The 20,824-nt window shown below is 74.8% G+C and carries 14 protein-coding genes and 1 pseudogene; 6 read left to right on the plus strand and 9 right to left on the minus strand.

The window, feature by feature from the left end:
* Window positions 1–3: 3 nt before the first annotated feature.
* Complete coding sequence (locus OO63_RS18260) at window positions 4–1,122, plus strand: aromatic ring-hydroxylating oxygenase subunit alpha (protein WP_234311289.1); 1,119 nt, start codon at window positions 4–6, stop codon at window positions 1,120–1,122.
* Here OO63_RS18260 and OO63_RS18265 read toward each other — a convergent pair.
* The 4 genes from OO63_RS18265 to OO63_RS18280 form a co-directional block, all read right to left on the minus strand.
* Window positions 1,100–5,896 carry a hypothetical protein gene (locus tag OO63_RS18265; RefSeq protein WP_030360386.1) on the minus strand — a complete coding sequence of 1,599 codons (4,797 nt, stop codon included), beginning with the start codon at window positions 5,894–5,896 and terminating at the stop codon, window positions 1,100–1,102. The genes OO63_RS18260 and OO63_RS18265 overlap by 23 nt on opposite strands.
* Before the next feature lie 100 nt (window positions 5,897–5,996).
* The gene (locus OO63_RS18270; RefSeq protein WP_030360387.1) at window positions 5,997–6,893 is read right to left on the minus strand and encodes a hypothetical protein; all 897 of its coding nucleotides are present in this window, start codon (window positions 6,891–6,893) and stop codon (window positions 5,997–5,999) included.
* Window positions 6,894–7,032: 139 nt separating this feature from the next.
* Window positions 7,033–8,559 (minus strand): hypothetical protein, encoded by a 1,527-nt coding sequence (locus OO63_RS18275; RefSeq protein WP_030360388.1) that lies wholly within the window; start codon window positions 8,557–8,559, stop codon window positions 7,033–7,035.
* An 80-nt stretch (window positions 8,560–8,639) separates the two neighbouring features.
* On the minus strand, window positions 8,640–9,344 hold the full coding sequence (locus tag OO63_RS18280) for a GntR family transcriptional regulator (RefSeq protein ID WP_030360389.1): 705 nt from the start codon (window positions 9,342–9,344) through the stop codon (window positions 8,640–8,642).
* 210 nt (window positions 9,345–9,554) lie between these two features.
* Here OO63_RS18280 and OO63_RS18285 point away from each other — a divergent pair, with 210 nt between their 5' ends.
* From OO63_RS18285 to OO63_RS18305, 5 genes are all read left to right on the plus strand, one after another.
* Window positions 9,555–10,856 (plus strand): MFS transporter, encoded by a 1,302-nt coding sequence (locus OO63_RS18285; RefSeq protein WP_030360390.1) that lies wholly within the window; start codon window positions 9,555–9,557, stop codon window positions 10,854–10,856.
* A gap of 11 nt (window positions 10,857–10,867) precedes the next feature.
* A complete protein-coding gene (locus tag OO63_RS18290) occupies window positions 10,868–11,635 on the plus strand; it encodes a putative hydro-lyase (protein ID WP_051810986.1) in 768 nt (255 codons plus the stop codon).
* 112 nt (window positions 11,636–11,747) lie between these two features.
* Window positions 11,748–12,512, plus strand: a complete 765-nt coding sequence (locus OO63_RS18295) for a LamB/YcsF family protein (RefSeq protein ID WP_030360391.1) — start codon at window positions 11,748–11,750, stop codon at window positions 12,510–12,512.
* A gap of 95 nt (window positions 12,513–12,607) precedes the next feature.
* Window positions 12,608–13,240 carry a 5-oxoprolinase subunit B family protein gene (locus OO63_RS18300; protein ID WP_030360392.1) on the plus strand — a complete coding sequence of 211 codons (633 nt, stop codon included), beginning with the start codon at window positions 12,608–12,610 and terminating at the stop codon, window positions 13,238–13,240.
* Window positions 13,237–14,124 carry a 5-oxoprolinase subunit C family protein gene (locus OO63_RS18305; RefSeq protein WP_030360393.1) on the plus strand — a complete coding sequence of 296 codons (888 nt, stop codon included), beginning with the start codon at window positions 13,237–13,239 and terminating at the stop codon, window positions 14,122–14,124. The genes OO63_RS18300 and OO63_RS18305 overlap by 4 nt, the downstream gene beginning before the upstream one ends.
* Before the next feature lie 132 nt (window positions 14,125–14,256).
* Here OO63_RS18305 and OO63_RS18310 read toward each other — a convergent pair whose 3' ends face one another.
* The 5 genes and pseudogenes from OO63_RS18310 to OO63_RS18330 all read right to left on the minus strand — a co-directional run bounded on the left by OO63_RS18310 (window position 14,257) and on the right by OO63_RS18330 (window position 20,483).
* Window positions 14,257–15,114: an SGNH/GDSL hydrolase family protein gene (locus tag OO63_RS18310; RefSeq protein WP_030360394.1), complete on the minus strand. Its 858-nt coding sequence runs from the start codon at window positions 15,112–15,114 to the stop codon at window positions 14,257–14,259.
* A gap of 293 nt (window positions 15,115–15,407) precedes the next feature.
* A pseudogene (locus tag OO63_RS18315) lies at window positions 15,408–16,568 on the minus strand (glycosyltransferase); the annotation flags it as partial.
* Between the two features lie 14 nt (window positions 16,569–16,582).
* Entirely contained in the window at window positions 16,583–17,713 is a 1,131-nt protein-coding gene (locus OO63_RS18320) for a glycosyltransferase family 4 protein (RefSeq protein WP_030360396.1), read from the minus strand.
* Window positions 17,714–18,345: 632 nt separating this feature from the next.
* Window positions 18,346–19,764: a hypothetical protein gene (locus OO63_RS18325; protein WP_030360397.1), complete on the minus strand. Its 1,419-nt coding sequence runs from the start codon at window positions 19,762–19,764 to the stop codon at window positions 18,346–18,348.
* Between the two features lie 299 nt (window positions 19,765–20,063).
* The gene (locus OO63_RS18330; protein WP_051810974.1) at window positions 20,064–20,483 is read right to left on the minus strand and encodes an ankyrin repeat domain-containing protein; all 420 of its coding nucleotides are present in this window, start codon (window positions 20,481–20,483) and stop codon (window positions 20,064–20,066) included.
* Window positions 20,484–20,824 lie beyond the last annotated feature (341 nt).

Raw genomic sequence — 20,824 nt, forward strand, 5'->3', positions numbered from 1 at the left:
GACGTGACGACAGAGGTCTCCGCGAGCCTCATCGCGACGCTGCCCGGCCACTACTACACCGACCCCGGTGTCTTCCTCCAGGAGCAGGAGCGCCTGTTCGAGGCCCTGTGGTGCTGCGCCGTGCGCGCCGCCGACCTCGACCGTCCCGGCGCGTACCGCACGGTCCAGGTCGGCCGGGAGAGCGTCCTGGTCACCCGCGCCCGCGACGGCGGCCTGCGCGCCTTCCTGAACGTGTGCCGCCACCGCGGCGCCCGCCTGTGCGCGGACGAGGCGGGCCAGGTCCGGCGCAGCCTCCAGTGCCCGTACCACGCCTGGACGTACGACCTGGAAGGACGGCTGATCGCGGCGCCGAACCTGACGCGGATGCCGGACGTCGACCGGTCCGCGTACGGCCTGGTCGAGGTCGCGCTGCGGGAGTGGCTCGGCTACGCCTGGGTGTGCCTGGCCGACGCACCGCCGTCCTTCGAGGACACGGTGATCGGCGAGGCCAGGGAGCGTCTGGGCGACCCCGCGTCGATCGAGCGCTACCGCACCCAGGACCTGGCGCTCGGCCATCGCGTCCGCTACGAGGTGCGCGCCAACTGGAAGTTGATCGTCGAGAACTTCATGGAGTGCTACCACTGCGCGACCATCCACCCCGAGCTGACGGACGTCCTGCCGGAGTTCGCCGACGGCTTCGCGGCGCAGTACTACGTAGGGCACGGCGCCGCCTTCGGGGATGACGTCAGCGGCTTCACCGTGGACGGTTCCCCGGGCTTCGGGCGGCTGCCCGACGTCGCCGACGACCAGGACCGCCGCTACTACGCCATCACCGTCAAGCCGGCCGTGTTCGTCAACCTCGTCCCGGACCACGTGATCCTGCACCGCATGTTCCCGCTGGCCGTGGACCGCACGGTCGTCGAGTGCGACTGGCTGTACGCACCCGACGTCGTCGCCTCCGGAGCGGATCTGTCGAAGTCGGTCGAGCTGTTCCACCGGGTCAACGAGCAGGACTTCGCCGCGTGCGAGCGCACCCAGCCCGCGATGGGCTCACGCGCGTACCGGCAGGGCGGCGTCCTTGTGCCGACCGAGCATCACATCGGGGTGTTCCACCACTGGCTCATCCGGCGGCTGGCTTCTTGAACATCCGTGTCGCCGTGATCTCCCCGTGCACCGTCTCCTCGGCCGGGGCCTGCTGCTCCTGCGGCAGACCCGGCCGCAGGTGCTCCTCGACACTGATGTACTTCAGGCCCGCGCGCAGGTCCGCGTCGTTGCGCAACCGGATGACCAGGGGGAACTCCGCGAGCGCCGTCGTGTCGAACAGGCCGGTGGTGTAGAGCAGCTGGACGCCGAGGGCGTCCGAGACGGCCCGCTGGAGCTCCAGGAGGTACGTGGCGTTGGCGCGGCCGATGGGGTTGTCGAGGAACAGCGTGCCCGCGTGCCGGTGCTTGTCGCGGCCCCGGTCGTTCGAACGCAGGGCGGCCATCGTGCAGTACAGGGCGATGGCGGCGGTCAGGAGCTGGCCTCCGGAGAACACGTCTCCCATCTGCCCCACCGGGACGCGTTCGGCGCGCAGGACGGCGTCCGGCTTGAGGATCTCCACAGCGATGCCGCGCGGTTCGAGGGCGGCCTGAACTCCCCTGAGCAGCAGGGACATGCCGTCCCTGCGCAGGTCGGAGTTCTTCTTCACGGCCGCGCGGGTGGCCTCGTCGATGACCTCGCCCAGGCGCTCGGTGAGTGTCGCCTGGTCGGGCTCCTCGAAGCGGACCCGCAGGAACTCCTGGCCCGACCACTCCCCCAGGCCCTCGGGAAGCCGGGACAGGCGCTGGGCGGAGCGGAGCGTGGCGAGGGCCGACTCGACGAGGCCGCGCAGCCGGTCGACGATGCTGTCGCGGTTGCGCTCCAGCTGCTCCAGCTCGTCGGTGAGCACGCGCAGGCGGGGCGCGAAGGCGTCCGCCCACTTCTTGGCGTGCTCGGGCAGGGCGGAGGCGGGCAGTTCGCGGATCTGCTGCCGGGCGGGGGTGCGGACCTGCTCGTAGCGGGTGGAGTTGGCGTGCCGGACGAGGACGTCGCTGGCCTCGCGCACGGCCGACTCGGCAGCGGACAGGTCGGCGGCGCAGCCGCGCAGGGAGCGGCGGGTCTCGGCGGCGGCCTGGCGGGCCTCCTCCAGGGTGCCGGGGTGCGGCGCGGGCTGCTCGTCGTCCTCGGTGTCGTGGTGCTCGCGCAGCAGGTCGCGCAGGAGCGCCGCCGTCTCGTCGAACCCGCCGGCCGCGTCCTCGGTGGCGCGGTGCGTGTGCAGGAGAGCGGCGTGCGCCTCCTTGGCCCGGCTCAAGGCCTCCGTGTGGGTGGCCAGTTCGGTCGTGGCGGTGCGCAGCAGGGTCTGGGCCTGCTCGGCGTCGGCCGGGACGAGCTCTTCGGGGAGGTCGGTGTGCGCCTCGCCGTCCTCGGGGGCGTGCCGCTCGGCCTCGCCGCGCAGTCGGCCGAGCTGTTCGCTGGCGGTGGCGGCGCGGGACTCGATGAGCTGGACCTGGGCCTCCGCGCGGGCGGCGGCGGCCTGCCGGGAGGGTCCGTCGGCGCCGTCGGTGCCTTCGAGGAGCTGGGCCGCGCGGGTGCGCACCTTGTTGCTGAGCCGGTCGAGCTCGGCGAGCGCGGCGCTCTCGTCGCTCTCCGCGCGGGCCTGTTCGGCGCGCAGGTCGGCGCCGACACCGACCTTCTCGTACAGCTGCGAGGCCGCGCGGTAGGCCTCGCGGAGGGCGGGCAGCGAGGTCTTGGGGGCGTCCTGGTCCAGGGGTACGTCCTCGGGGGCGCCGGCGATCTCGGCGCGCTCGGCGCGCAGGGCGCGCGCGGTGCGGCGGGCGTCGTCGGCCGTGCGCTGGGCGGCGCGGCGGTCTTCGTCGGCGGCGCGGGCGCGGTCCAGACAGGACTGGGCGCGGGCCTCCGACTCGACGGCGTCGTCGGCCAGTTCGCGCAGCTTGGTCTGCCAGCCCGCGCGCTCGCGCAGGCGGAACGCGAGCCCGGCGAGCGCGTCGGCGGCGCGGCGGGCGCGCTGGGCGCCCTCCTGGCGCTCGTCGCGCACGCGGGCGGCGTCGGCCGCGACCTCGTCGGCCTCGGCGCGCGCGGTGCGCGCCTCGGCCAGCTCGGCCTCCGCCTCCTCGGCGAAGGCGCGCGCGTCCCGGGCGGCGGTGGCCAGCTCGGCGAGGCGCCCCGCGGGGCAGCCGGAGCGCCAGGAGGCGAGCCGCGCGGCCAGCTCCCGGTCCTTGGCGAGGCGCAGGGCGAGCGCCCGGATCTCCTCGTCGCGCAGGGTGGTGCGCGCCCGCAGGGCCTGCCGCTCCTCGTCGGCGGCGTGCTCGTCGTGCATGGCGGGGTTCGGCGGTACGAGGAAGACGGCGCCGGAGTCGTCGGCGGCGCTGTCGGCGTGCGGCACCGGGGCGAGCAGCGCGGCGGCGGTGCCGACGGCGACCGTGGAGCGCGGGAGCAGCGCGGCGCCGGTGAGCGCTTCGCGCGCGCGGGCGTGCGTGTCCGGATCGGTGATGACGACGCCGTCGACCAGCTCGGGGCGTGCGGCGAGCACGCGCGCGTGGTCCGCGGGGTCGACGGCCTGGGCCAGATAGCGCCATCCCGGGAGGGCCGGAATGCCGTGCTCCCCGAGGAACTCGACGGTGGCGAGGACGTCGGGCCCGGGCGGCAGCAGCCCGCCGTCGCCGAGCGCGCCGAGGATGCGGGAGTCGTCGGCGGCGGCGGTCCGCAGCTCGAACAACTGCCGTTCGGCGGCGGCCACCCCGTCGTCGAGGAGGGTCTTCAGGTCGTCGGCGCCGCGGTCGAGCTCCGTGGCGGTGAGGCCGGGGGCGACCGGGGCGAGGGTCTGTCCGGCGGCGGTCGGCGTGGCGGCGCCGGGCGCGGGGCCGTCGTGGGCGCCGCCCTCGGTGCTCGCGCCACCGCCCGGAGCGCCGTGCGCCCCCTCGGCACCGCGCGACCCCGGAGCGGCGGCCTCCGCCTCGTCGTCGGCGCCCTCGCCCACCCCGGCCCCGGCGTGCCGGGGCTGGGGCACCCCGTGCCCGATCCCGCCGGATGCGCCCGGCAGGCCAAGGAGTTCGGCGACGCGCTCGTCCTGCGCGAGGGAGTCTGCGGTGCGGCTCTCCGCATCGTACGCCTGCTCGGCGGCCGTCGCCGCGTCCTCCGCGCGGGCCGCCGTCAGCTCGGCGCGGGCCTCGGCGGCGGCGGCCTCCTTGGCCTGGTCGGCGGCCCGGCGTGCGGACTCGCGGGCCTCGTCCCAGGCGGCGACGGCCGTCTTCTCGGCGTCGCTCGCGGCGAGCGCGGCGCGGGCCGGGTCGGCGTCGGGGGTGCTGTCGTCGAGCCAGCCCGCGCGGACCGCCTCGGCGGTCTCCTGCTCGACCTCGGTGAGGCGCTGGCGCAGGTGCCCGGCCTCGCTGCGGGCGCGCTGCGCCTCGGTCGCGGCGGTGGTGGCGTCGCGGTGCGACGCCTCGCCGGTCTCCTGGAGGGCGGCGGAGCGCTCTTCCTCCTCGTTGGCGTGCGACTCGGCGCCCTCGGCGGCGGTGTGCAGGGCGCGGACGAGGTCGGCGGCGGCCTTCGCGCGGGCGGCGAGCGCGGGGGCGGCGTCCCGCTCGGCCTCGCGGATGGCGACGGCCACGCGCGCGGAGCGGTCGGCGGCGGCGCGGTGGCGCAGGACGGCCTCGGCGGCCTGCCAGGCGGAGTGCAGGGTGCGGGCGTCGGCCAGCTCACGGCGCTGGGCGGCGGCGGCCTTCTCGGCGACGGTGAGGGCCAGGGAGGCGTGCCGATAGGCGAGTTCGGCGGCGATGAGGGCGGAGCGGCCGCGGGCCTGCTCGGCGGCCGTGACGGTGTGGGCGGCGGCGGTGACCTGCTCGGCCAGTTCGGCGGCGCGGCCCCGCTCCTCGACGGCGCGGGCCGACAGGCGGCGGGCGAGAGTGCGGGTGCGGCGTTCGGCGCCCGCGTGCACGTCACGCGCGCGTGCCCGGGTGTCCGCGGCGTCGACGATACGTCCGAGGAGGTCCACGGAGCCCGCGGTGAAGTCGCGCTCGGCGATCAGCTCGGCGCGCCGGCCCAGCTTGTTGCCGAAGCCGTGCACCAGGTCGGCGAGGCCGTCCGTGTCCCGGGTGTCGGTGACGGCGCGCAGCAGCAGGTCGGTGAAGTCGGAGTCCTTCTTGACGGCGAAGAGGCCCGCGGCCTCGCCCTCGTCGGCGTTCATCTCGCGCTGGTAGCGGAACAGTTCGGGGTCGAGGCCGAGGTCCCCGAGGTGTTCGTTCCAGCGGTCGTGGATGTCCTCCCAGTGCACTTCGAGGTGCGGGTAGGCCTTCGTGGCCTCCATGAGGGCGTCCCGGAAGCCCTTCATGGTGCGCCGCCGCCCCTGTGCGCCCGACGCGCCCTCGACGGAGGGGCGCACGGCGGTGGACTCGGCGACCGGCAGCGAGTCCAGGCTGAGCCCGGGTCCTGGCCGGAAGGAGTACCAGGCCTCCGCGAACTTCCGCGGGTCGTTGGAGACCTGCCGTCCGCGCCACTCGCTGACCTTGCCGACGACGACGCACTCGCCGGTGAGCGTGTGCTGCCACTCCAGGGCGACGTGTCCGCAGTCGTCGGCCAGGAGGAACTTGCGCAGCACACCGGAGCTCGCGCCACCCAGCGTGTTCCGGTGGCCCGGCAGCATCACCGAGAAGATCAGCTTGAGCAGGACGGACTTGCCGCCGCCGTTCTCCAGGAAGAGCACCCCCGCGGGCGCCGGGCGGCGCGGCGGGCCGACGGGCTCCTCCTCGAAGAACTCCGCCTGCGCGGGCGCGGGGTCGGGCACCACGTCGCCGACGCCGCGCAGGTCCAGCACGGTGTCGGCGTAGCGCGCACCGGCGGGGCCGATGGAGTAGAGGCGGACCCGGGACAGCTCGTACATGGCGGCGGACTCTCGTCGTAAGTCGTGCGGGACGAAGAAACGGAACGTGGCGGAACGTCGGTGGACGCGGGCGGGGCGGCCGGATGCCGTCCCGTGCAGGTCAGGAGTGGAACGGCAGGCCTGCGTCGGCCGCCAGCTCCAGGTCGTCGGTGTCGTCGGGGGGCAGCAGCGTCGCGGAGCCGTCGGTGACGGGCACGACGCCGAGCTCCAGGAGTTCGGCCATGGCGGCGGTGCCCGCCATGTCGCGGACCTGGAGCTGATAGCGCGCGGTGGTGCGGTAGGTGCCGCCGGAGTCGTCGCCCGTGCGCTGGAGGAAGCCGGAGTCGGTGAGGAACGCGGCGGCCTTGCCCACGATGCCGGTGGTCGACCCGGCGAGCCTGCGCGCGTCCTTGGTGGCGCCGGTGGAGCTGCGGCGCGCCCAGATCCGCCAGGCGGACTCGAGCCCCGGCGCGTCCGACGCCGGGTCGGTGTTCTCGCCCTGCTCCTCGGCGCGCTCCTCCAGGCGTCGGCAGGCCTGTCGTACGAAGGCGTCGACGCCGTTGACCGTGACGCGGCCGATGTACCCGTCGTCGGCCAGGTCCTCGGGGCGCGGGAAGGCCATGGCGGCGACGGCGAGGTGGGCGAGGCCGTGCAGGAAGCGGTCGGTGGAGTCGGCGGCGGCACGGCGTGCGTAGTCGCCCATGCGGACGGCGAAAACGGAGTCCTCGGCGGCGGTCACGGCCATCCCCGCGCGCGGGGACACCTCCAGGACGACGAGTCCGAGCCCGGCGGCGACGGCGTCGGCGAGGCGGGCGAAGGGCGGGTCCTCGCGGTACCTGCGGAGCAGTTCGCCGTACTCCTGGTCGCGGGCGGGCTGGAGCTTGGGCTGGAGTCCGAACGCGACGAGGCGGGCCGCGTCGGCGGCGTCGGCCGGGGTGACGGCGGCGCCCGCGGGCGCCGGGGCCGCGGCGGCGTCCGGCTCGCCCCACGCGGTGTGCTCTGCGGGGTGATCGGTCACGGCTGGGGCTCCTTGGTGCGGTCGGTCGGTCGTACGGGGTGCGGGGGCGTGCTGGTGGCCACCTGAGCGTGCCGCGGGGGCGCGCCGACGGTCCCCGGAGAGTGCGGCCGGCGTCGTGCGGGCTGCGGGGGCGCCGTCATCAGGCCGCCTCCGTCCGGTCGGCCGCCATCCCCACCGCGTCCAGGAGCGCCGTGCCGACGATGAGGTCTGCGCCGCCGAACTCCGGGTCGTCGAGGTCGGTGCCGTCGTCCACGGCGAAGAGGAGCTGCTGCTCGCCCTGGCGGTAGGCCGTGCCGACGGGCGGGCTCGCGGCGTGGACGGCGAGGAGGGCGACCAGGTAGGGCAGTTCGGGGTCCTGGCGGCGGGCGTCGGCGAGCAGCCCGGAGAGCCTGCGGGGCGCGTCGTGCGGCAGCGCGAGCAGTTCCATGGCGCTCGCCAGCTGCTCCTCGCTGAAGCGGCTGTCGTCGGGCGTGGCGATGAGGTCGGGCTCGGGCATCTCCGCGCCCAGGTGCTCGCGCTCCTGCGGCGGCGTGAGCAGTATGTCGACGAGGTCGCCGACCCGCACCGACACCGGCGTGCGCAGGCCCGTCCCGCGCGCGAAGAAGGCGTCCGTCACGCGGATCGCCTGCTCGGCGGGGAGTGGCAGGATCGGGGCGACCAACTGGCCGTACAGGTCGAGTCCCGTGCGCGCGGTGGGGGTGGCGAAGGCCTGCCGGTCCTGCTCGGCGCGGAACAGGGGGCCCGCTTCGAGGAGGCGGGACTGGAGCTGGGTGTGGCGGCGGATGCAGTCCTTGACGATGTCGACGAGCTCGGCGGCGCGGCGCTTCTGCTCGGGGTCCTCGGACTCGTCGCGTGCCTTGCGGATGTTCGTCAGGATCGCGTTCTCGTGGCGGTACCGGTCGGCCACGTGGTCCAGGGCCTCGGCGATCATGTCCGGCACGGACTGGAGCCAGTCCACCGCGCGGACGTTGCGCCGGGTCGCGTCGAGGGCCCTGCGGAGGGTTTCCGAGTACTGCACGGTGCGGTACCGCGCCTGTTCGGCGGCGAGCTGCGCGTCGGCGAGGCGGCCGCGGCTGATCAGGACCTCCAGCTTCACCTCGGCGGCGATCTGGGCGCTGGTGACGTCGGTGTCGAGGGCGCCCACGAGGACGTTCACGGCCTCGTCGGTGGTGCGCAGACAGACACCGCCGCCGTAGCCGGGGACCTCCTCGATCAGCTTGAAGTCGTAGTCCCTGCGGACGTAGGTGCCGTCCGGGTCGAAGGTGCCGTAGACCGCGCGGAAGCCGCGGTCGACGCTGCCCACGTTGATCAGGTTCTCCAGGACCCAGCGGGCGACGCGCTCGTGCTCGGCGGTGGGGCGGCGCGGGGCCTGGGCGGCGACGCGGGGCAGCAGCCGGGAGACGACCTGGTCGTGGTCGGCGCCCGTGTCGAAGTCCATGTTCAGCGTGACGAGGTCGATGGCGGACAGGGCCACCTCCGCCATCGCGTACACCGAATACTCCCCCGCGAGGTTCGCCTTGCGGGCGTCCAGGTCGTGCAGCGGCGCCGTGCACGCGAGCGCGCGCAGGCGCCGTGCCAGGCCCTCGTCGGCGGCCGGGCCCGGCGCGGGCCGCGGCCCCGCGCTGAGCTGGGACGGAACGGAGTCCGGTACGGCAGGCGAAGTCACGGTGCACAGACTAGGTCCTCGGTCTGACAACGGTCGAAACGACGCAGATGCCCCGCCGCTCCGACCTGCCCCGAGGGGGCTCAGCCCGCCCCGGCCCCGCCCGCCGCGACCCGCCGCGCGTACGTGTCGACGAGCCCCTGCAGCGAGTCGTCCAGGTAGATCCCGAGCAGCCGCTCGGCCTTCGGGCCGAGGCCGGACTGAAGCGCGTCCAGAATCTCCTGGTTGCGCACCAAATAGGGCTCGTGGAGGCGGCGCGGGTCGTCCACGACGTGGAAGGCGAGCCGCAGTTCGGCGAAGACGCTGCGCATCAGCTCGTCGGTGCGGGCGCTCCCGGCGAGCGCGACGAGCTCGCGGTGGAAGTGGATGTTGGCCGTGGAGACGCCCTTCCAGTCCCGGCGGCTCGCCGCCGCCCTGCCCTCGGCGACGGCCGCGGCGAGCGCGTCGACGGCGTACGGCGGGCGGCCGAGGCCGTGCACGACGGCGCACTCCACCAGGCGCCGGGTGCGGTAGATGTCCTCGACGTCCTCGACGGTCAGGACCCGTACGAAGACACCGCGGTTGAGTTCGTGGACGAGCAGCCGCTCGTGGGTGAGGAGCCGGAAGGCCTCACGGAGGGTGTTGCGGGAGACGCCGAGCGCGCCGCCGATGCTGTCCTCCGACAGCCGGGTGCCGGGTGGGAAGTACCCCTCTGCGATGCGGCTCCGGAGGATGTCCGCGACCCGCTCCGCGGTGCTCGTGCGTCCCAGAAGCGCGCGGTCGTCGGCGAGACCGGTCAGTTCAGCCATGATCAGCCATCCCCTCAGCCATGCCCGGATTCAATCGCAGATACAAGAACGAGACAACATGGGTATTGAGGGATCGTTGAACAATCCTCTACGTTGTCCGGCAGGCGTCACCCCGCCCCCGTCCCCAGAGGGCACCGGCCACGCGCCGGTCAGCACACCCCGCTCCTCAGAAGCACCCTCCAGCTCCGCCGACTCCTCTGTGAGGTGCCCATGAGCACGACTCCCCCGCCCTCCGCGACAGAGCTGGACGACCAGCCACGCGGGGCTCAACCACCCGACGACGACGGCGCGTTCGGCTGGCTGCGCGCGCTCGGCCCGCGCGGCCGCCGCGCCTTCGCCGGTGCCTTCGGCGGGTACGCGCTCGACTCCTACGACTACTTCACACTGCCGCTCAGCATGGTCGCGCTCTCGGCCTACTTCGGCCTCAACAGCGGCCAGACCGGTCTGTTCACGACCGTCACGCTGGTCGTCTCCGCGGTGGGCGGCGCCGTCGCGGGCGTGGTCGCGGACCGCATCGGCCGGGTGAAGGCCCTGATGATCACCGTGATCACGTACGCGGTGTTCACCGTGGCCTGCGGCTTCGCGCCCAACTACGAGACCCTGCTGGTCTTCCGCGCCCTCCAGGGCCTCGGTTTCGGCGGCGAGTGGGCGGTCGGCGCGATCCTGGTCGCCGAGTACGCGACCGCCAAGAACCGCGGCCGTACGCTCGGCGCGATCCAGAGCTCCTGGGCCGTCGGCTGGGGGCTCGCGGCGATCGTCTACACGCTGGTCTTCCAGTTCATGGACGACGACATCGCCTGGCGCGTCATGTTCTTCACCGGGGCGCTTCCCGCCCTCCTTGTGATCTACGTACGCCGGAACGTGCACGACGCCCCCGAGGCGGCGGCCCAGCGCGAACAGAGCACGGAGAAGGGCTCGTTCACGGCGATCTTCAAGCCGGGTCTGCTGCGCATCACCCTGTTCGCGGTGCTGCTGTCCACGGGTGTCCAGGGCGGCTACTACACGCTCGCCACCTGGGTGCCCACGTACCTCAAGGAGGACCGCGGGCTCACGGTCGTCGGCACGGGCGGGTACCTGACGTTCCTGATATCCGGTGCCTTCATCGGCTATCTGACGGGCGGATATCTCACCGACAAGCTGGGCCGCAAGCGCAACATCACGCTGTTCGCGTTCCTGTCCGCGGCCAGCATCGCGGCCTACACGAACATCCCGGACGACGCCAACGGCCTTCTCCTTGTGCTCGGTTTCCCGCTGGGCTTCTGCATGTCGGCGATCTTCAGCGGCTTCGGTTCCTTCCTGAGCGAGCTGTACCCGGCCGCCGTGCGCGGCACGGGGCAGGGCTTCACGTACAACACCGGTCGCGCGGTGGGTGCGGTGTTCCCCACGACGGTCGGTTTCCTGGCCGACAGCTGGGGTGTCGGCGGAGCGCTCATCTTCGGAGCGTTCGGTTACGCGCTCGCCGTGATCGCCCTGTTCGGGCTGCCCGAGACACGGGGAAGGGAGCTGCTGTGAGCCCCGAGACCATGAGCCCCGAAGAGGCGCGTGCGGCGTTCCGCTCGGGCCACAGCGTGCCGACGACCGGCTGGGCGCCCGGACGCACCCAGGCGAACCTGGTGTCCGTCCCCGCCGATTGGGCGTACGACATGCTCCTGTTCTGCCAGCGGAACCCGAAGCCCTGCCCGGTCCTCGACGTGACCGACGCGGGCTCCTGGACCACGCCACTGGCCCCGGGGGCCGATCTGCGCACGGATCTGCCGCGCTACCGCGTGTGGGAGGACGGCGAGCTGGTCGACGAGCCCACCGACGTGGTCGGGCACTGGCGCGGCGATCTGGTGTCGTTCCTCATCGGCTGCAGCTTCACCTTCGAGTGGTCGCTCGCGGCGGCCGGCGTGCCGCTGCGCCATGTCGCGCAGGGCCGCAACGTCGCCATGTACGTCACCGACCGCCAGTGCCGTGCCGCCGGGCGGCTGCGCGGCCCCCTGGTGGTGTCGATGCGCCCGGTGCCGCCCGGCGACCTGGCCACCGCGATCCAGGAGACCTCCGTGCTGCCCGCGGTGCACGGCGCGCCGGTCCACTGCGGCGACCCGGCGGGCCTCGGCATCGCGGACCTCGCCGAGCCCGACTTCGGCGACCCGGTGGACGCCGAGCCCGACGACATCCCGGTGTTCTGGGCGTGCGGGGTGACACCGCAGGCGGCCGTGATGGCGTCGCGGCCGCCGTTCGCGATCACGCACGCGCCGGGCCGGATGTTCATCACCGACGCGCGCGACGAGCAGTACCGCGTCGCCTGACCGACGCACCCGCGCCCCGGGCACGGCCCCGCGCGCGGGACACGGAACCCCACCGCGCGGGGGCCCGACCACCCCCGCGCGGAGCACACGAACTCACGGGAGCGATACGCACATGACCTGGGCCTCGATCGACCTCAACGCCGACCTGGGCGAGGGCTTCGGGCGGTGGCGGCTCACCGATGACGAGGAGCTGCTGTCCGTCGTCACCAGCGCCAATGTGGCCTGCGGCTTCCACGCGGGCGACGCGGCCACCATGCGGCGCGTGTGCGAGCGCGCGGCGGAGCGGGGGGTGCGGATCGGCGCCCAGGTGTCGTACCGCGACCTGGCGGGGTTCGGGCGGCGCGCGATGGACGTGCCGGCCGCCGAGCTCGCGGCCGAAGTGGCGTACCAGATCGGTGCCCTGGAGGTGTTCGCGCGCGCGGCGGATGCCCGTGTGGCGTACGTGAAGCCGCACGGCGCGCTGTACAACCGCGTGGTGCACGACGTCGAGCAGGCGTCCGCCGTCGTGGACGGCGTGCTGCTCGCCGACGCCGCTCTGCCCGTCCTCGGCCTTCCCGGGTCGCGTCTCCTGGAGGCGGCGGAGAAGGCCGGACTCCCGGTCGTCACGGAGGCGTTCGCGGACCGGGCGTACACCGATGAGGGCACCCTGGTGCCGCGCGGCACCGACGGCGCCGTCGTCACGGAGGCGGACGCCGTCGTCGAACGGTCCCTCGGCATCGCCCGGTTCGGCACCGTCACCTCGCACGGCGGGCGGCGCATCGACGTCCGGGCGCGCTCCCTGTGCCTGCACGGCGACACCCCCGGAGCGGTGGAGCTCGCGCGGCATGTCAGGGCACGCCTCGAAACGGCGGGCGTCCGGGTGGAGGCGTTCGCATGAGCACCCGCCCGACGGCACCGGCACCGGCACCGGCAGCATCGCCGCCGCTGCCCGCGCCGACTCCGCGGCCGGTGCCGACGACGAACGTCCTGCCCATGAAGGTCCTGCCCATGGGCGAGCGCGCGCTGCTCGTCGAACTCGCCGACGGATCGGCCGCCGCGGCCCTGCACGCCGAACTGCTGCGCCGCCGCGCGGCCGGAGACCTCGTCGTACGCGAGATCGTGCCCGCGGCCCGCACGGTGCTCCTGGACGGCCTCGAAGGACCGGACGGGCCCGACACCCCGCTCCGGCTCGCCGCGCGCCTGCCCACCTGGGAGATCCCGCCGCTGCCCGCGCGCGCGGATGACGTCCTGGAGATCCCGGTGCGCTACGAAGGGCCGGACCTGGCGGACGTGGCGGCGCTGTGGGGCGTGCCGGTGCGGGACGTGGCGCGGATCCACTCGGCGGCCGAGTTCCGCGTCGCCTTCTGCGGGTTCGCGCCCGGTTTCGGCTATCTGACGGGCCTCGGCGGGGTGCCGGACGTGCCGCGCAGGGCGACGCCGCGGACGGCGGTGCCCGCGGGCTCCGTCGGCCTCGCCGGGCCGTACACGGGCGTCTACCCGCGCTCCTCGCCCGGCGGCTGGCAGCTGATCGGGTCAACGGACGCCGTGCTGTGGGACCACGCGCGCGTACCGGCGGCGCTCCTGTCGCCGGGCGCGCGGGTCCGCTTCGTGCCGGAGGGCCGATGACCGACCGGGCCTTCGCGGTCGTACGGGCCGGGGCGCTCACCACGGTGCAGGACGAGGGCCGTCCCGGGCACGCCCACCTCGGGGTGCCCCGCTCCGGAGCCCTCGACCGGCCCGCCGCCGCCCTGGTGAACCGTCTCGTCGGCAATCCGGCCGGCGCGGCCGTCCTGGAGACCACCCTCAACGGCTGTGCGCTGCGGCCCCGTTGCGACGTCACGGTCGCCGTGGGCGGTGCGCCCTGCCGGGTGACGGTCGACGGGCGCGCGGTGGCCTGGGGCACGCCGGTGCGGGTGCCCGCCGGTGCTCTCCTGGAGGTGGGTCCCGCTGTCTCCGGAGTACGCGGTTACGTCGCCCTCGGTGGTGGCGTGGCCGTCGAGCCGGTCCTCGGCAGCCGCTCCACCGACCTGCTGTCCGGGCTCGGTCCGCCCCCGCTGACGGACGGCGCGGTGCTTCCGCTGGGTGCCGCACCCGTCGCCCCCGCGCGCGTGGACACCGTTCCGCAGCCGGGCCCGCCGCGCGAGCTGATCCTGCGGGTGACACCGGGGCCTCGCACCGACTGGTTCACGGCCACGGCCCTGCGGACGCTCACCACGCGCGCGTACCGCGTGTCCTCGGCGAGCAACCGCATCGGCCTGCGCACGGACGGGCCACCCCTGGAGCGCGCGGTGAGCGGCGAACTGCCCAGCGAGGGCATGGTCCTGGGCGCGATCCAAGTGCCGCCGGACGGCAGGCCCGTGGTGTTCCTCGCCGATCATCCGACGACGGGCGGCTACCCGGTCGTGGGCGTCGTCAGGGAGCGCGACCTCGCGGCGGCGGCGCAGGCGGTGCCGGGGACGGTGGTGCGGTTCGTGGGGGTGGGGGGCTGGCCTGGGGCGCGGGGCGGGTGAGAGGCCGGTGAGGGGCGGTGCGAGCGCGGCGCGGGCGCGTGCTGCTGGGACGCGGTGCGGCGCGGCCCGGATGCGGTGAGGCGCGGGCGCGGCGCGGCCCGGGCGCGGTGAGACGCGGCGGCACGGCGCTGGCTACGCCGCCTCCACCTGCCGCTCCGCGGTCCCGAGGCCCGCGAGTGCCGCCGCCGCGGCGTGCGCGTCCCGCACGTCGAGCCCGCCGCTCGTGCCCCGCACCTGGTGCCGTACCTCCTCCACGGCGAGGCCGAGCAGCTGCGGCAGCAGGTCGGTGCAGCGCCGGGCGATCCAGCCGGTGCCGGCCGTGGCCAGCCACAGCAGGCTCGCCGACGCGGCGGGCGGCGGCAGTTCGGGCTCGACGGCGGGAGCGGGGCCGGGCGCCAGGCCCGCCGCGGCGAGCAGTGCGTGGAAGCGGGCGGCGAACACCCGGTGCCCGCGCTCTCCGGGGTGCAGCCGGTCCGCGCTCCACAGGGCGCGGTCGGCGACCCACTCCTCGTCGGCGGCGTGCAGGTGGACGGCGCCGTGGCGTTCGGACAGGGCGTGCACGACGGCGTTGACCGCGCGCTGCCGTCGGGCCAGGGGGCGGCCGAGCGCGCCGGGCAGGCCCAGCATGGCGCCGGGGTCGGGCATGCAGGCGGTGAGCAGGACGGCGCCGTCAGCCGTGACGGCGCCGTACACCTCGTCGAGGCGCACGGCGACAGCACGGATGTCGAAGGTGCGGCGCAGGGTGTCGTTGACGCCGACGACGACAGACACGACGTCGGGTCGCAGGGCGACCGCCCGGGGCGTCTGGCGGGCGTGCACGTCGCAGGTCTGGGCGCCGCTGACGGCCAGGTTGTGGAATTCCACGGGCCGTTGGGGCGTCCCGAGGCCCGCGGCGAGCAGCGCCGCCCAGCCCCGCCACGCACCGTCCACGGGGTCCCCCACACCCTGCGTGAGCGAGTCCCCGAGCGCCACGAACGTCACCGGCCTCATCCGTCACCGCCCCCGTCCGGCCCGGCGCCGGGCCCCACCACGAGGCGCAGCGCCGGTGCGCCGTCCCTGGCCGGTGCCGCGTCCCCATCGACAGCGGCCACCACCCGCGTGGCACCCCGCACGGAACCGAAACCGGATCCGGAGCCGGGGCTGGAGCCGGAGCCGGAGTTTGAACCGAAACCGAAACCGAAACCGGATCCGAGGCCGAGGCCGGGGCCGAAACCGGAGCCAGAACTGGAACCCAAGCCGGAGGCGGATCCAAGCCCATGGCCGACAGCAGCCGCCCCAACCCCCACTTCCGCCCCATGAGCAGCCAGGAACGCCCGCACAGACACGTCCCACCCGAAGCACTCCGCACGCGCGCGTGCCATCGCCCGGCGGATGTGCTCCGGGCGTTCGAGAACTGCCCGCACGGCGTGGGCGAACGTACGGGGCGTGTCGGCGGCGGCAGCCCCCGCGCCGCCCACGATCTCCGGCAGCGCGGACGAGGCGCTGGCCACGACCGGGGTGCCGCAGGCGAGGGCTTCGAGCGCGGCCAGACCGAAGGTCTCGCAAGGGCCCGGGGCCAGGCACACGTCGGCCGCGGCCTGGAGGGCCCCGAGTGCGGCGCGATCCGCGACATGGCCGAGGAAGGTCACCGGAAGCCGCCGCTCCCGTGCCCGCTGTTCGAGCCGGGCGCGCAACGGACCATCGCCCGCGACGACGAGCACGGCCGGTACGCCACGCCCCCGCAGGGTCTCCAGGGTGTCGAGCGCCATGCCGGGGCGCTTCTCGACGGAGAGGCGGGAGCAGAGCACCAGGAGCACGTCGTCGTCCCTGCGCGCGTAGCGCTGCCGTGTCCGCCGGTCCCAGAGCCCCGGGTGGCGGTCGGCCAGATCGACGCCCAGGGGGGCGCGTACGACGTTGCCCGCCCCGACGCGTACGAACTCGCGCTCCGCCCAGGCCGTGGTGCACACCACGCGCGCGTAGGCGTGCGCGGTACGGGTGTTGAGGGCGTCGGCCGCGCGGCGCGCCAGGCCCGGCGGCAGCCCCCAGGTGCGCATCACGGCGTCCGCCGCCTCGTGGGAGACCATCACGGCCGGGACGCGGGCGCGGCGCGCCCACTCGCCGGTCCAGCGCAGGGAGGTGCGGTCGGAGACCTCGAGGCGGTCGGGGGCGAGGCGCTCCAGGAGGCGGGTGAGGCGCCGCCGGTCGGCGATGACGCGGTAGCCGCCGGTGCCGGGCAGCTCGGGTCCGGGCACGGTGATGACGAGTCCCTGTTCCGTGCGGACGGTGTCGGCGCGCTCCCCGGGGACGATCAGGACGGGGTCGTGGCCCGCGGCGAGGTAGCCGCGGCCCAGTTCCCGCAGGGCGGTGCGCAGTCCGCCCGACGAGGGCGTGACGAAGTTGGCGAGGCGCACGATGCGCAGTGGCCCGGCGGTGCGCGCGGCTCGTGCCGTGGCGAGGGGGTTCATGCCCAGGGCCGCGCTCATGCCGCCACCGCCGTGCGCTCGGCGAGCACTTCTTCGTAGTGCGCGATCAGCTGGTCCCCGATGGCGTCCCAGGTCCGTCCCTGGACGGCGGCGCGCCCGGCGACCCCGTACGCGGCCCGCAGCGCCGGGTCGGCGGCCATGACCCACACCGCGTCCCGCACGGCGGCGGCGTCACCGGGCGGGATGAGGATCCCGGTGCTCCCGGGGACCACCAGGTCGAGCGGTCCGCCGACGGCGGGAGCGACGACGGGAACGCCGCTGGCCATGGCCTCCTGCACGGTCTGGCAGAAGGTCTCCAGGGGCCCGGTGTGCACGAAGACGTCCAAGGAGGCGAAGATCCGGGCGAGTTCGTCGCCGGTGCGGCGGCCGAGAAGCGCGGCCCCGGGCAGCGCCGTGCGCAGGGCGCCCGCGCTCGGCCCGTCGCCCACGACGACGACCCGGACACCGTCGAGGCCGCACACCTGCGCCAGGAGTTCGACGTGCTTCTCAGGGGCGAGCCGCCCTACGTAGCCGATGATCAGTTCGCCGTCGGGGGCGAGTGCGCGGCGCAGGGCGGGGTCGCGCAGCGTCGGCCTGAAGCGTTCGGTGTCCACGCCGCGCGGCCACATCCGCACCCGGGGCACGCCGTGCGCGACCAGGTCGGTGAGGGCCGCCGTGGAGGGCGCGAGGGTGCGGTCGGCGGCGGCGTGCACCGCGCGGATGCGCCGCCACGCGGTGGCCTCGCCCCGGCCCATGTACGTCCGCGCGTAGCCACCGATGTCGGTCTGGTAGACGGCGACGGTGGGCAGGTGCTTGCGGGTCGCCGCGGCCATGCCGCGCGCGCCGAGCACGAACGGGCTGGCCAGGTGGACCAGGTCGGCTTGGTGCGCGCTCAGCGCCGCCGCCAGCCGTCGACTCGGCAACGCGACCCTGACCTGCGGATATCCGGGGAGCGGCAGCGAGGGTACGCGGACGACGGGGCACGGGGAGAGAGGGTCGGCGTCGGTGTCGGTCCCCGCCGCGGTGGCGGGGGCGACGACGAGGGGCTCGTGACCGCGCGCGACGAGCTGCCGGGCGGTCTGCAGGGCGCAGTGCGACACGCCGTTGATGTCGGGCGGGAAGGATTCGGTGACGATGACGACACGCATACCCGTGTTGTCGTCAGGCGGGGCGTGCCCACGTCAACGTGGATCTTTCCTGATGAGGAACGTCCCATGAGCGTTGCGCTCCACGGGATCCGGCCATTTCGCCGCAGGCGGGGCGTTACGCACCGGGCGGGGGCGGTCGGCTGGGCCTTCGGGGGCGGGGCTTGCCCACGTGTGGAGAGTGCGGCACCGGCTGCGATCCCGGCTCGTGCGGGGGCATGGTCCCGGCTGTGCGGTGGCGTGGAGGGCAAGCGAGCGTCCAGAGGCCCTGCGCCGGGCAGAGGCCTGGCTCACGGCGGGCGGCGGGCGGCGGGCGGCGGGCGGCGGGCGGCGGGGAAGGCTCACTTCACGAACGCCCGGCCTGCCGAGAGGCACATCCGGAGCCCGTCCGAGGCGTGACCAGGCCCGACCCGAGCCCGCCCTGGGCCTCCAAGCCCGCCCGGGGCCCGTCCAAGTCCATCCGGATCCCGTCCGAGGCCACCCGGGACCTGTCCGAGGCCCACCCGCATCCAGCACCGCCGACATCCACGTCACCCGGCAGTCCGCGACGTCCACGCCCCCCCGGCCATCCGCACAGCACCGCCCGAACACCACCCGAACACCGCCGACAGCACCTCCCCACCGCGCCCCGAGGCTCACACGGCAGGCGCGTCCGGCCCGATCCGGCTCCGTACCGCCGACTGCACGTCGTCTTCCTCGGCGGGATCAGCGGCGAGCCGACGGAGGCGGTTGACCACGCGGGCGTCACCGGTCTCGGCGTGGCGTGCGGCGACTTCGCGGGTGGACTCCTCGCAGTCCCACAGGCACTCGACGGCGAAGCCCGCGGCGAAGGAGGGGTCGGTGGCGGCGAGCGCGCGGGCGGCGCGGCCCCTGAGGTGGGAGGAGGCGGTCTCGCGGTAGACGTGGCGCAGGACGGGCGCCGCGCAGCCGATGCCGAGGCGGCCCGCGCCGTCGACGAGCGGCCACAGGGTCGGCGCGTCCGGGCCTTCGCCGCGCACCGCCTCGCGCAGCGCGGCGAGCACCAGCTGGCTGTCCTGGGCGCCGCCTCTGCAGGCGAGCACGCGTCCGGCGGCCGCGCCGAGCGCGTCGGGGCGCCCGGCCCACTGCCGGGCCCGTTCGACGGCGGCGACGGAGCGCATCCGCTCGAACGTCTCGGCCGCGATGTCGGCGACGGCGCGCGACGGGCTCTGCGCCGCTTCCTCCAGGAGGTCGAGCACGCCGGGATCGTTGGCGTCGGCCAGGTAGCACAGGGCCGTGCCGCGTTCGGCGTCCGCGCCGTGGCGGGCGGCCTCGAGGATCTCGGCGCGGTCCTCGGGCCCGGCGACGGCGGTCAGACAGCGGGCGGCCGGCACATGCAGGGCGGCGCCGCGCTCCAGTCCTTCCTGGGCCCAGGCGAGCACGGCCCGCACGCTCCAGCCGGGGCGCGGCCCCGCGGGTGCGAGCTGGCGCTGCCAGCGGTCGAAGGAGCCGCGCTCGGCGGCGGCGCGCACGCGGCCGCCGATCTCGGGCCGCGGATCCTCCGCCCACAGGCGCCAGGGCCGGGGCTCGAAGGCGTCGCGCACGGCCTCGGTGAGGGCGGCCTCGCCCTCGGCGTCGGCGGGGAAGCGGGCCAGTACGGGAACGGCGAGGGCGCGCAGGCCCGCGTCGTCGTCCCGCAGGGCGAGCTCGTCCAGGGCCCAGGCCCAGTTCGCCCCGTACTCGGCGTAGCTGCGCAGCAGGCGCAGGGCGTCCAGCCTGTCGTACGAGGCGAGGTGGCCGAGGACGGACAGCGCGAGCCCGGTGCGTGAGTCGTCCGGGTCGAGCGTGTCGTCGGGGTCGAAGAGATGGCGCTGGATCGCGCCGAGCCCGCCGTTCAGATCGAGGTAGAGCCGCGCGTAGTACAGCGAGCGGTTCTCCACCTGCCAGTCGTGCCGCGGGTCGTGCAGCACACAGTGGTCGAGGGCGGAGAGCGCCTCGGACCGAGGGGCGGTGAGTGCGTGCAGGGTGCCGTCGCCGCGGCCCCGCTGCAGCAGGCCGAGCAGCGTACCGCTGGGCGCTATGACCGGTTCGAACATGGGAAACAGCCTCACATCAAGCGTCGACGCAACCGGGAATCCGCACTACCTGGCCGCGCGCCAACACGTCGGGCCGCCCCACGTCTCTTGCTTGCTGAAGACCATCTTCCTCTGCCTCTCGTCGGTGACCCGGAGGGTCCCGGACGCCATGTCCGGGGTCGGGCCGCTCACGGTCCGCGCGCTGCGGCAACACCTGCCCCGACGTCGCGTCCGTGAATCACGTCGTCATGATGACCCAGCGGTTCTGCCCGCCGCGACCACATTTCCGGCGCCCCCGTGCTGCCGGACCGCCTACCCGCTCAGGCGGCGCCGAACAGTGCGAGCAGTTCGCTCTTCTCGAACATGCGCGCGGTGTCGATCGCCGAGGGCGTGCCGGCGGCCGGATCGGCGCCCCCGTCGAGCAGCGCCCTGATCACGTCGTCGGAGCCCTTGAAGACGGCGCCCGCGAGCGGCGTCTGGCCCTTGTCGTTGACGCGTCCCGGGTCCGCGCCGCGCTCGATCAGGGCGCGCACGGTCGCCGCGTGGCCGTGGTAGGCGGCGAGCATGACGAGCGAGTCGCCGCTGTCGTTGGTGAGGTCCGCGGACACGCCCGCGTCGACGTACGCGGCGAGCGCGTCGGTGTCACCGGCCCGGGCGAGGTCGAAGATCTTGCCCGCGAGGGCCACGACTTCCGGGTCGGGAACGGCCGCGCTCCCCGTCTCGGGGACTTCATCGCTCACAGTGACGATCGCCTTTCGTGTTCCGCGTGCACAGGGCCGAAACGAATGCGCGGCCGGTCCGGATCGTTCCCGGTGTCCCAGCCGTGCAGCCGTACGAGTGAATCGACAGGGTACTGCCCGTCACGGCACATGACCGACCGCGCACACGGCAAAGATCACGTCGGGTGACGCCCCTCCCCGGACGCCCACCCCGACCCCCCGCTTCGAAACCGCCTCCGAGGTGCACAGTCGGCCCATCAGGCCGCCGCCGTTCGAGGTAAATATCGGAAATTTACCCCATTTGCACCCTTTATCGTATGGATACATGCTGTGAGCCTGGAAGAACTCATGGTGACTGTCCC

The sequence above is a fragment of the Streptomyces alboflavus genome (genome assembly GCF_000716675.1).
Classification (GTDB): Bacteria; Actinomycetota; Actinomycetes; order Streptomycetales; family Streptomycetaceae; genus Streptomyces; species Streptomyces alboflavus.

Excerpts from the sequence above, each read along its gene's own strand:
- OO63_RS18265 (WP_030360386.1), bottom strand. The coding sequence starts at position 5,896 with ATGTACGAGCTGTCCCGGGTCCGCCTCTACTCCATCGGCCCCGCCGGT.
- OO63_RS18280 (WP_030360389.1), bottom strand. The coding sequence starts at position 9,344 with ATGGCTGAACTGACCGGTCTCGCCGACGACCGCGCGCTTCTGGGACGC.
- OO63_RS18285 (WP_030360390.1), top strand. The coding sequence starts at position 9,555 with ATGAGCACGACTCCCCCGCCCTCCGCGACAGAGCTGGACGACCAGCCA.
- OO63_RS18290 (WP_051810986.1), top strand. The coding sequence starts at position 10,868 with ATGAGCCCCGAAGAGGCGCGTGCGGCGTTCCGCTCGGGCCACAGCGTG.
- OO63_RS18295 (WP_030360391.1), top strand. The coding sequence starts at position 11,748 with ATGACCTGGGCCTCGATCGACCTCAACGCCGACCTGGGCGAGGGCTTC.
- OO63_RS18300 (WP_030360392.1), top strand. The coding sequence starts at position 12,608 with ATGAAGGTCCTGCCCATGGGCGAGCGCGCGCTGCTCGTCGAACTCGCC.
- OO63_RS18305 (WP_030360393.1), top strand. The coding sequence starts at position 13,237 with ATGACCGACCGGGCCTTCGCGGTCGTACGGGCCGGGGCGCTCACCACG.
- OO63_RS18310 (WP_030360394.1), bottom strand. The coding sequence starts at position 15,114 with ATGAGGCCGGTGACGTTCGTGGCGCTCGGGGACTCGCTCACGCAGGGT.
- OO63_RS18320 (WP_030360396.1), bottom strand. The coding sequence starts at position 17,713 with ATGCGTGTCGTCATCGTCACCGAATCCTTCCCGCCCGACATCAACGGC.
- OO63_RS18325 (WP_030360397.1), bottom strand. The coding sequence starts at position 19,764 with ATGTTCGAACCGGTCATAGCGCCCAGCGGTACGCTGCTCGGCCTGCTG.